Origin of the sequence: Aeromonas sp. PS2Canimalfood6 (genome assembly GCF_048276795.1) — a bacterium.
In the GTDB taxonomy this organism is placed as follows: Bacteria; Pseudomonadota; Gammaproteobacteria; order Enterobacterales; family Aeromonadaceae; genus Aeromonas; species Aeromonas caviae.
Map to the genome: position 1 here is coordinate 32,808 of NZ_JBLUXC010000038.1, position 10,621 is coordinate 43,428.

Genomic DNA, 10,621 nt, shown 5'->3' on the forward strand with positions numbered 1-10,621 from the left:
TTGGGGATTGAGCCAGTCGGCTCGACTTGATACTGCGTATTGTGCTCTAGATGGGGGCACGCGGCCCCGTTTCAATCCGCGCGGGATCACAGAACCGCGTTTTCCCGTAAAACGGCTCACAAGAATCCGGACTGGGCCAGCTTTTCCAGGGTCAGGGTAGAGGCACTGCTCTGCTCGCGCTTGCCCGTCATCAGCCGCTCCAGATAGCGGGCTATCTGGTCCACCTCGAGATTGACCCGGTAGCCGGGTTTCCAGCGGGCGATGGTGGTCTCCTGGGCTGTGTGGGGCACAATGGTCAGCCGGAACAGATCCCCCTGAACCGCATTGACGGTGAGGCTGATGCCATCCACCGCAATGGAGCCCTTCTCGGCGATGTAGCGCGAGAGCTCCCCCGGCGCCTTGATCCAGTATTCGATGGCGCGGCCGCTGGACGATTTGCTCTTCACCTCGCCGATGCCGTCCACGTGGCCAGAGACCAGGTGGCCGCCGAGGCGGGAAGTGGGCATCAACGCCTTCTCGAGGTTGACCGGATCCCCCACCTTGGCGGCAGAAAAACCGGTGCGGGAGAGGGTTTCCAGGGAGACGTCGGCGGTATAGCTGTGATCCCCGAGCGCCACCACGGTGAGGCAGACGCCGTTGGTGGCGATGGAGTCGCCCAGCTTGACGTCACTGAAGTCCAGGGTCGACGCGTGCACGGTGAGGGCCATGTCCTCCCCCTGGCGACGCAGCTCGGCCAGGGTTCCCACCGCTTCGATAATTCCGGTAAACATGCAGATCACCTTGCTGATGACGGGGGCGATGGATGCCCCCGTGAACATTGAAAAATCAGGCTATTTTCGCAGTGATGCGAATATCCTGGCCAAGCATGCGCACATCCTTGAGGTTGAGTTTGGGAGCCTGGAACAGCCGGGTCAGCCCCGGCAGATGGAACAGACCGCGCCCCTCATCCCCCATCAGTTTGGGCGCCTGATAGAGCACCAGCTCGTCCACCAGCCCCTTCTCCAGCAGGGCGCCGCACAGCCGCGGCCCCGCCTCCACCAACACCGAGTTGACGTTCTGTTTGGCCAGCAGCATGAAGAGGCTGACCAGATCCAGCTTGCCATCCAGCAGCGGCACCTCCAGCTGCTGCACCCAGGCGGGCCACTCACCGGATGCCTTGTGGCGGGCCAGCAGTACCGGGCTCTCGCTCTGGAACAGGGGCAGATCCGGGGTGAGCCGGTTTTGCGAATCCACGATGACTCGCAGTGGCTGGCGCAGGGTCTCTTTGGGATAGACCGCCTTGACCGAGGGGGGCAGCTCGTCCCAGCGCACGGTGAGGGAGGCGCCATCCGCCAGCACGGTTTCGGCGCTGGAGAGGACCGCATCGTGACGTGCCCGCAGCCGCTGCACGTCCCGGCGCGCCTCCGGAGAGGTGATCCACTGGCTCTCGCCACTCGCCATGGCGGTGCGACCATCCAGGCTCGCCCCCAGCTTGACCGTCACCAGCGGAAACGCGGTGCGCATCCGCTTGAAGAAACCGGGGTTCAGGGCCTCGGCTTCCGCGGCCAGCAGGCCGAAATCGGTCTTGATCCCCGCCTCGGAGAGCATCCGCAGGCCACGCCCGCCCACCTGGGGATTGGGATCCACCATGGCAGCCACCACCCGGGTCACCCCGGCCTTGATGAGCGCCTCGGCGCAGGGCGGCGTGCGACCATGATGGGAGCAGGGCTCCAGGGTCACATAGGCGGTGGCACCGCGGGCCTCTTCCCCTGCCGCGTGCAGGGCATAGACCTCGGCATGGGGCTCACCGGCCCGCTTGTGCCAGCCCTCCCCCACCACCACGCCGGCCTTCACCAGCACGGCGCCGACGCAGGGGTTGGGAGCCGTGGTGTAACGGCCGCGCCGGGCCAGTTCGAGGGCCCGGCTCATCCATTGGTAATCGTCTTGACTAAACATCCGGGCTCCTGTGTCCAGCAATCTGTCCCCCGTGGCACGGCCATCCGATGGGACAAGAAAATAGGGTGTACGCGCTTGCCGCACGCCTTCTCGGGCAGATCGGCCATGGCATCTGACGCCATGGCGACGGGCACACACATCGCAGGATGCGGCCGCACGCCCTCATACTTTTTCACCAGTGCAACGATGCGCTATCTAGATGTCTCACTGGTGTAACAACTGGCGCTGCCGCAACGGCAGCCCCTCTCTTATTCACATAGGGAGCCGCAGGCCGACGTTACTTCTCCAGCTTGGCGATCTCTTCCCCGAATTCGCGAATGTCTTCAAAGCTGCGGTAGACGGAGGCAAAGCGGATGTAGGCCACCTTGTCCAGGCTCTTGAGCTCATCCATCACCAGATTGCCCACCAGCTGGGAGGCCACCTCCCGCTCACCGGTGGCCCGCAGGCGGGACTTGATGTGGTTGACCGCCTTCTCGATGGCCTCCATGCTCACCGGCCGCTTCTCCAGCGCCCGCAGAATGCCGGCACGCAGCTTGTCTTCGTTGAAGGGCTCGCGGGAGCCGTTGGACTTGATGACGCGGGGCATGACCAGTTCGGCCATTTCGAAGGTGGTAAAACGCTCGTGACAGAGCAGGCATTCGCGACGGCGGCGCACCTGATGGCCCTCGGCCACCAGACGGGAATCGATCACCTTGGTATCAACGGCACTACAGAAAGGGCAATGCATCTGACCTCCGGCGTGGATGAAAATGGGCGCGGGCCCCGGGGGCTGGCGCTAGGCCGGCCAGTGTAACACGGCCATCCAGAGCCGGTAAAAGCCCATGAAAACAAGGGACAACCAGCCAGACCTTCGGGCAGGACTCAGTCGTCATAGGGCAACGCCTCGGGGTCGCAATCCTGGTAATCGGGGGCAGGATCCGCCGCGAACCGGCGAGCAGCCACATGGCTGTGACCCAGCATCAGCGCCTTGCCCACCCGGTGCATGCCATCCATCACCCGGCCGGCGCTGTCCAGCAGGATGGGATAGGCGAGATCCGCCGCCATCATGAGCTGGCAATGCGCCACCACGCTGCGCACCGTGGGCGTGGCGTCTCCATGGCCGTACCAGTGGTCGCGGTCAAGCTCGGCAATCTCGCCGAGTGCCACCGCCTGCACCGGCAGGTTGCGGCTCAGCCGGATCAAGCGGCGCACATCCCAGGCCAGCAGCCCCTGTTCGCTGGCGCGAAAGTGGTACTGGGCGCGAACCGTCTGCCGCAGTGACGCCTCCAGCACGTCCTCTTCCATGTCATCGCACATGATCACCTCTGTCTCATCTTGCCAGACGCTGCAAAAAACAATGCCACCCGAGGGTGGCATTGGTCTTCAACCTGAAGGTCAGGCTGATTATGCGTAGACCGGGAAGCGGCGGCAGATGTCCAGCACCTTCTCGCGCACGGTCGCCAGCACTTCTTCGTTGTCGTGGCTGTCCAGCACGTCGCAGATCCAGTTGGCCAACTGGATGGACTCGGCTTCCTTGAAGCCGCGGCGGGTGATGGCCGGGGTGCCGATACGCACGCCGGAGGTCACGAACGGGGAACGCGGGTCGTTCGGTACGGAGTTCTTGTTGACGGTGATGTTGGCCTTGCCGAGGGCTGCGTCGGCATCTTTGCCGGTCAGCTCGCGACCGATCAGATCAACCAGCATCAGATGGTTGTCGGTACCGCCGGAGACGATCTTGTAGCCGCGCTCGATAAAGGTCGCCGCCATGGCCTTGGCGTTCTTGACGACCTGGGCCTGGTAGGTCTTGAACTCGGGCTCCAGCGCTTCCTTGAAGGCCACGGCCTTGCCGGCGATGACGTGCATCAGCGGGCCGCCCTGACCACCCGGGAAGACGGCGGAGTTCAGTTTCTTGTACAGATCTTCGTCGTCGGCGGCGGAGAGGATCAGACCACCGCGCGGACCGGCCAGGGTCTTGTGGGTGGTGGAGGTGACCACGTGAGCGTGGGGCACCGGGTTCGGGTAGACGCCGGCGGCAATCAGACCGGCTACGTGGGCCATGTCCACGAACAGGTAAGCACCGATCTTGTCGGCGATTTCGCGCATGCGGGCCCAGTCGACGATGCCGGAGTAGGCGGAGAAGCCGCCGATCATCATCTTCGGCTTGTGCTCAACGGCCAGGCGCTCCATCTCGTCGTAGTCGATCTTGCCGGACTCGTCGATGCCGTAGGGGATGATGTTGTACAGCTTGCCGGAGAAGTTGACGGGGGAGCCGTGGGTCAGGTGACCGCCGTGGGCCAGGTTCATGCCGAGCACGGTGTCGCCTGGTTGCAGCAGGGCCATGTAGACGGCGCTGTTGGCCTGGGAGCCGGAGTGCGGCTGCACGTTGGCGTAGGTGGCACCGAACAGCTCTTTGGCGCGCTCGATGGCCAGGGTTTCAACCACATCCACATACTCGCAACCGCCGTAGTAACGCTTGGCCGGGTAGCCTTCGGCGTACTTGTTGGTCAACTGGGAGCCCTGGGCTTCCATGACGCGGGGGCTGGTGTAGTTCTCGGACGCAATCAGCTCGATGTGCTCTTCCTGACGACGGGTCTCGTCTGTGATGGCCTGCCACAGCTCTGGATCATAGCCGGCGATGGTCATGTCACGTTTCAACATCCGTTTATCTCCTGAAAATCGTTTGCGCGATAGGTGAAGTGGGCCCGCGCATTGTAACGTGAGCTGGATCAAAGAGACAGTCCAACCACCCAAAAAATTGTTTATAAAATGTAAAATACGTCGCAAATTTCGAATCCCGCCCCCTGGCTTCGCTCATCCCCCCGGCCTCCCCACACCAGCAATCCGGCTCCAGCCATCGTCCCCGCTTCCCGGGCAAGGCGATGAAAACCAGAGCCAGATCATGGATATAGCATTTACTAACAGATAACATCTTTAGGCCATGGGACATCTGCACGAGCGGGTGTCGCTCCCTGCCATCCCGGAACACAAGGGGAAACGCCATGATGGATCATCTGATGCTGTTCGTGATTGTCGCGGTCTTCGCTCTCTTCTACTGGGTCTACTACACCGGCAGCCGCAAGGGTGCCTGCACCGCCAACTGGGAGACACTTCCCACCCGGGAGCAGTACCTGGCGGCCCATCCCGGCGCCGCCGACGGGGATCTCATTTTCTGCATCCATTGCGGTCATCATCAGCAGCGGGAGGTCGGCCTGGTGCACCAGATGGATTACCGCCGCCAGCACATCTGCCCCCGTTGCAAGCAGGTGCTCTATCGCGTCGAGGAGTAGGTCGGCCTCCTCGTCGCCCACGGCGATCCCGCGATAGCGCCCCCCTCTCCTGGCGCTATCCGGCCAAAAGGCCCCATGAGTTTCCTTTATTTTTAAAGTCGTTAGAATCGGGGGCCATCAAGGCTCCCGATTGTCATCCACGGAGGAAAAATGCAGGAATTCATGGCGACCAGCGAACGCCGGGCCGAGCTTTACTGGTGGTTTTCCACCCTGTTTGCTGCCGAACTCAGTGATGCACAGATCGCTGAATACGACACCTATGACGTGCGCAGCTTCTTGAAGAGCCTCTCTACTCTCGATCCCATGCGCGAAGCCGTGGCCGAGCTCAACGACGCCATCGCCCGCCTGCTGGTGCGCCCCGAGCGCCAGACGGCCCTGGCCGCCGACTTCGCCGGCCTGTTCCTGAGCGCTCCCGGGCAGGGTGCCCTGCCCTACGAATCCCTCTACCGGGGCGAAGACAAGCAGCTGATGCAGGCACCCATGACCGAGATGCAGGCACGCCTCGATCGCCTCGGCATCAATGTCAGCGACAAATACAATGAGCCTGCCGATCATCTGGCCATCGAGCTGGACCTGATGGGCAGCCTCATCATCCGCGCCGCCGAGTCGACCACCGCCGACCAGCGCGAGGCGTGGCTTGGCGAGCAGGAGTCCCTGCTGCACGGCCACCTGCTGGGCTGGTTCGAGCGCTTCGAGCAGGCCTGCCGGGCCGCCGACAAGTTTGGCTTCTACGGTGCCAGTGCCCGCCTGCTGGGGGTGTTCCTCAAGATGGACGCCAACTACCTCTCCCTGGTCAAACCGGCACCGTCCGCCGACTGAGCCCGGCATGAAGACAGCCCTGCTTCTTATCGCATGCTGGCTGCTGGCCCTGATCCCGCTGGATCAGGGTCTCACTCCCCTCGTGACGCTGCTGTTCAACCCGGACCGCGCGCTCTACGGCACCGCCCAGCTCACCGGCTTTGCCGGCATCCTGCTGACCCTCTACCTCGCCAATCTCGGGGTGGAAGTGGTGCTGCGTCGCCGCTTCCAGATAGCGGGCATGCTGGCCCTGCTCGCCGCCTGGACAGATTTCATCAACAGCAGCGGCACCGAGAGCCACTGGCTGGTGCTCTACGCCATGGCGTTGCCGTTTCATCTGGTGGGCTGGCTGGTATTTGTTCGCGGGATCCAGGCGTTTGGCCGCCAGAAAGGCTGACATCTCGTTGATTTCACACCCTTCTCACACTTTCTTTCTCTCCTGACACTTCCTGCCATACTGACACAGTCGTCCAAATGACAAAGCAATCAATTCAGGAGCCTCCATGGAAAAAGTGCTACCCGAATCGGTTCCGACACGGCATTTGTCAGGCCCGCTCTCTCCCCACGAGTTGCAACAGCTGTTCGCCCAGGCGCCCGTCGGGATTGGGGTCTTCGATCACGAATTCAGGTGTCGCGACGTCAACGGACGCTTTGCCGAACTGACCGGCCTCGCGCGGGCAGAGCACCCGGGCAAGACGCTGTTCGACATTGTCCCTGCCCAGACTCCCCAGCTGCTCCCGCTGTTTCAGCAACTGCGGCAAGGTCCCCCCCGATGCACATTTGAGGTGGAAATGGTCGGTCTCTCCCGCGCGGCCTCCCCGGCACGCTGGCAAGTGAGCGTCAGCTCCGTGCTGGATGAGGAGGGCACCTTCAGCGGCATCTTCCTCGTGATGAGGGAATCCGCGCAGACAGGCCCCCACCTCGACGCACCCGCGTCACCCGGCCTGCAGGAGATGACCCACCGCCATGCACTGCGTCTCTATCAGGCCGAAGCCCGCTTGCAGCACCTCTCCTATTACGATCCCCTCACCGATCTCGGCAATCGCCATCTGCTGCAAGAGCGCCTCACCCTGGAGATAGAGACGGCCAGGGTGAACCACCACGTCCTGGCGCTGCTGTTCATCGATCTCGACGGCTTCAAGCTCATCAACGACAACCTGGGGCACAGTGCCGGCGATCTGCTGCTCAAGCTGTCGGCAGACCGCATTCGCCACTGTCTGCGCCCCGGAGACATCGCCATCCGGCTGGGGGCAGACGAATTTCTGGTGTTGCTGCCCGCCATCAGGGAGACCCAGGATCTGCTGGGTCTCATCGAGGGGTTGCAACGCAGGCTGCACGATCCCGCCGACATCGGCCAGGAGCGGGTGAGGCTCTCCGCCAGCATCGGCGTCTCCCTCTATCCGGAGCATGGCCAGACCCCGGACAGCCTCATCAGCGCGGCGGACAACGCCATGCATGAAGCCAAGCGCCGTGGCCGCAACGGCTATCTGTTCCACTCCCCCGACATCACGGCACAGACCGGGGAGCGGATGCTGCTGGAGCAGGGACTGCTCAAGGCCATTGAGCAGCAACAGTTCCGCCTGCTCTACCAACCCATGACGGATCTGGCGGATGGTCATCTCAGCGGCCTGGAGGCCCTGATCCGCTGGCAGCATCCCAGCCTTGGCATGATATCCCCGGACCGTTTCATTCCGGTGGCAGAGGAGTGCGGTCTCATCGAACCGCTGGGCGAATGGGTGATGCGCACCGCCTGCCGGCAAGGGCAGCAGTGGCTGGCCGAAGAGCTCGCCGTGCCCAGGCTCTCGGTCAATGTGTCGGTCAGGGAGATGCGCTCCCACGACTACGTGGAGCGGGTGACAGCCATTCTGGCCGAGACCTGTTTTCCTGCCGAGCGGCTGGAGATCGAGGTGACCGAGAGCATCATCCAGAGCGTGGATCACAGTCTGCGGCTCTTCACCCGCCTCAAGGCGCTGGGGGTACAGATCGCCATCGACGACTTCGGCACCGGTTTCTCTTCCCTGAGCCTGCTCAGGAGCCTGCCCATCGATCGCATCAAGATAGACAGGGCCTTCGTCCAGGCGTTGCCCGACGACAAGCACAGCCGCGAGCTGTGCCGTACCATAGTCCAGCTGGCCACCTCCCTCGGCATGGCCGTTACGGCGGAAGGGATAGAAACCCAGCCCCAGCGCCAGTTCCTGCAATCCCTGCGTTGCGAAGAGGGACAGGGCTACCTGTTCAGCCATCCCCTGCCAGAACCCAGCCTGCCTCCCCTGCTCCCCCTCCGCCATTGAGCCTTGGCCGCGCCACCACGAAAGCAAAGAAGGGAGCCCATGGCTCCCTTCTTTGCCCTCAACGTGTCCTCTCACCTGCTAACTTCGTCGCTATCCAAAAGTCTAATTGCCCTCGGGAACCAAAGGTATAAGTTGTTACTCAATCATTAAGAAAATGTATTCACAGGAGTGAGAGATGAGCGAGAGCAAGGTCTACCCGGTCAAGGCCCACATCGGCAACGGCGCCCTGCTGGACAAGGAAGGTTATGAAGCCATGTATCAAGCGTCGGTGCAGGATCCGGACGCCTTCTGGGGGGAGCAGGGCAAGATCCTTGACTGGATGACCCCCTACACCCGCGTCAAGAACACCTCCTACGATCCGGGCCACGTCTCCATCAAGTGGTATGAGGATGGTCTGCTCAACGTCTCGGCCAACTGCCTGGATCGTCATCTGAGCGAGCGCGGCGACAAGGTCGCCATCATCTGGGAAGGGGACAACCCAGCTGAAGATCGCAAGATCACCTATCGCGAACTGCACGCCGAAGTGTGCAAGTTTGCCAACGTGCTCAAAGCCCAGGGGGTCAAGCGTGGCCACATGGTCTGCCTTTATATGCCCATGGTGCCGGAGGCGGCCATCGCCATGCTGGCCTGTACCCGCATCGGGGCCGTGCACAGCATCGTCTTCGGCGGCTTCTCGCCGGAGGCGCTCTCGGGCCGCATCATCGACTCCGGCGCCTCCGTCGTCATCACCGCCGATGAGGGGTTGCGAGGCGGTCGCCCCATCCCCCTCAAGAAGAACGTGGATGAGGCCCTTACCCACCCGGATACCAAGGTCAGCAAGGTGATCGTCCTCAAGCGCACCGGTGGCAACGTGGCCTGGCACGAGCACAGAGACATCTGGTGGCATGATGCGGTCAACGCCGCCAGCCCGGATTGTCCGCCCGAAGCCATGGGCGCCGAAGATCCCCTGTTCGTGCTCTACACCTCCGGCTCCACCGGCAAACCCAAGGGTGTGCTGCACACCACGGGCGGCTATCTGGTCTATGCCGCCCTCACCTTCAAATACGTGTTCGACTACCACGAAGAGGACATCTACTGGTGTACCGCCGACGTGGGCTGGGTCACCGGTCACTCCTATCTGGTCTACGGGCCGCTGGCCAACGGCGCCACCACCGTCATGTTCGAAGGGGTGCCCAACTACCCGGCTACCAACCGCATGAGCCAGGTGGTGGACAAACACCAGGTCACCATCCTCTATACCGCCCCCACCGCCATTCGCGCACTGATGGCCAAGGGCAAGGAGGCTGTCGAAGGCACTTCCCGCACCAGCTTGCGCATCATGGGGTCGGTGGGTGAACCCATCAACCCGGAAGCCTGGGAGTGGTACTACCGCACCATCGGCGACGAGCGCTGCCCCATCGTCGACACCTGGTGGCAGACCGAGACCGGCGGCATCCTCATCACTCCGCTGCCCGGCGTCACCGCGCTCAAGCCCGGCTCGGCCACTCGTCCCTTCTTCGGAGTACAGCCTGCTCTGGTGGACAACCTGGGTGAGCCGCTGGAAGGCGCCACCGAGGGCAACCTGGTGATCACCGACTCCTGGCCCGGCCAGATGCGTACCGTGTTCGGCGATCACGAGCGCTTCGAGCAGACCTACTTCTCCACCTTCCCGGGTCGCTACTTCACCGGCGACGGTGCCCGTCGCGACGAGGACGGCTACTACTGGATCACCGGCCGGGTGGATGATGTACTCAACGTCTCCGGCCACCGCATGGGTACCGCCGAAATCGAGTCCGCTCTGGTGGCCCATCCGAAAATCGCCGAAGCGGCGGTGGTGGGTGTTCCCCACGAGATCAAGGGACAGGGCATCTACGCCTATGTCACCCTGATCGCCGGGGAAGAGCCGAGCCGCGAGCTGCACAAGGAAGTGAAGGAGTGGGTGCGCAAGGAGATTGGCGCCATCGCGACCCCGGACGTGATCCACTGGGCCGAAGGGCTGCCCAAGACCCGATCCGGCAAGATCATGCGGCGTATCTTGCGCAAGATCGCCACCGGCGAAACCGACAGCCTGGGGGATATCTCCACCCTGGCGGATCCGGGGGTCGTGGACAAGCTGATCCGCGAGAAGTCGGAAGCGGCGTGAGTCTCTTCCCCACGTCAACAGAGCCGGCCACGTGCCGGCTTTGTTGTCTTCGGGATCCGGACAGAGCAGAGTTCGGTGGCAGGCAGGGCTCATGTACAGAACCTTAAGCGGCAAGCGAATTAATAATACCGTCTAACGTGTTGTTTTGCTTGGATTTTCTCTGCCTACTCTTTTTGCCGTTTTTGGATAAATACACCATTGCCCACTCC

10 protein-coding genes are annotated in these 10,621 nt (G+C 62.7%); 5 read left to right on the forward strand and 5 right to left on the reverse strand.

Going from position 1 to position 10,621, the window contains the following annotated elements; translation table 11 throughout:
* Window positions 1–116: 116 nt before the first annotated feature.
* The 5 genes from ACNPAA_RS14890 to glyA all read right to left on the reverse strand — a co-directional run bounded on the left by ACNPAA_RS14890 (window position 117) and on the right by glyA (window position 4,572).
* Entirely contained in the window at window positions 117–770 is a 654-nt protein-coding gene (locus ACNPAA_RS14890; RefSeq protein WP_266139489.1) for a riboflavin synthase, read from the reverse strand.
* A gap of 55 nt (window positions 771–825) precedes the next feature.
* A complete protein-coding gene (gene ribD / locus ACNPAA_RS14895; RefSeq protein ID WP_039040300.1) occupies window positions 826–1,935 on the reverse strand; it encodes a bifunctional diaminohydroxyphosphoribosylaminopyrimidine deaminase/5-amino-6-(5-phosphoribosylamino)uracil reductase RibD in 1,110 nt (369 codons plus the stop codon).
* Between the two features lie 277 nt (window positions 1,936–2,212).
* On the reverse strand, window positions 2,213–2,662 hold the full coding sequence (nrdR, locus tag ACNPAA_RS14900) for a transcriptional regulator NrdR (RefSeq protein ID WP_010675395.1): 450 nt from the start codon (window positions 2,660–2,662) through the stop codon (window positions 2,213–2,215).
* Window positions 2,663–2,796: 134 nt separating this feature from the next.
* Window positions 2,797–3,231, reverse strand: coding sequence for a hypothetical protein (locus ACNPAA_RS14905; RefSeq protein ID WP_052224829.1), 435 nt, complete (start codon window positions 3,229–3,231; stop codon window positions 2,797–2,799).
* Window positions 3,232–3,318: 87 nt separating this feature from the next.
* A complete protein-coding gene (glyA, locus tag ACNPAA_RS14910; protein ID WP_010675397.1) occupies window positions 3,319–4,572 on the reverse strand; it encodes a serine hydroxymethyltransferase in 1,254 nt (417 codons plus the stop codon).
* A gap of 341 nt (window positions 4,573–4,913) precedes the next feature.
* Between glyA and ACNPAA_RS14915 the strand changes: the two genes are divergently transcribed.
* From ACNPAA_RS14915 to acs, 5 genes are all read left to right on the forward strand, one after another.
* Window positions 4,914–5,201: a hypothetical protein gene (locus ACNPAA_RS14915; protein ID WP_069652090.1), complete on the forward strand. Its 288-nt coding sequence runs from the start codon at window positions 4,914–4,916 to the stop codon at window positions 5,199–5,201.
* A gap of 150 nt (window positions 5,202–5,351) precedes the next feature.
* A complete protein-coding gene (torD, locus tag ACNPAA_RS14920) occupies window positions 5,352–6,020 on the forward strand; it encodes a molecular chaperone TorD (RefSeq protein WP_167824688.1) in 669 nt (222 codons plus the stop codon).
* Window positions 6,021–6,027: 7 nt separating this feature from the next.
* Window positions 6,028–6,396: a hypothetical protein gene (locus ACNPAA_RS14925; RefSeq protein WP_045525778.1), complete on the forward strand. Its 369-nt coding sequence runs from the start codon at window positions 6,028–6,030 to the stop codon at window positions 6,394–6,396.
* Window positions 6,397–6,502: 106 nt separating this feature from the next.
* Window positions 6,503–8,290, forward strand: coding sequence for a GGDEF and EAL domain-containing protein (locus ACNPAA_RS14930; protein ID WP_201872022.1), 1,788 nt, complete (start codon window positions 6,503–6,505; stop codon window positions 8,288–8,290).
* 175 nt (window positions 8,291–8,465) lie between these two features.
* A complete protein-coding gene (gene acs, locus ACNPAA_RS14935; protein ID WP_039040306.1) occupies window positions 8,466–10,412 on the forward strand; it encodes an acetate--CoA ligase in 1,947 nt (648 codons plus the stop codon).
* Window positions 10,413–10,621 lie beyond the last annotated feature (209 nt).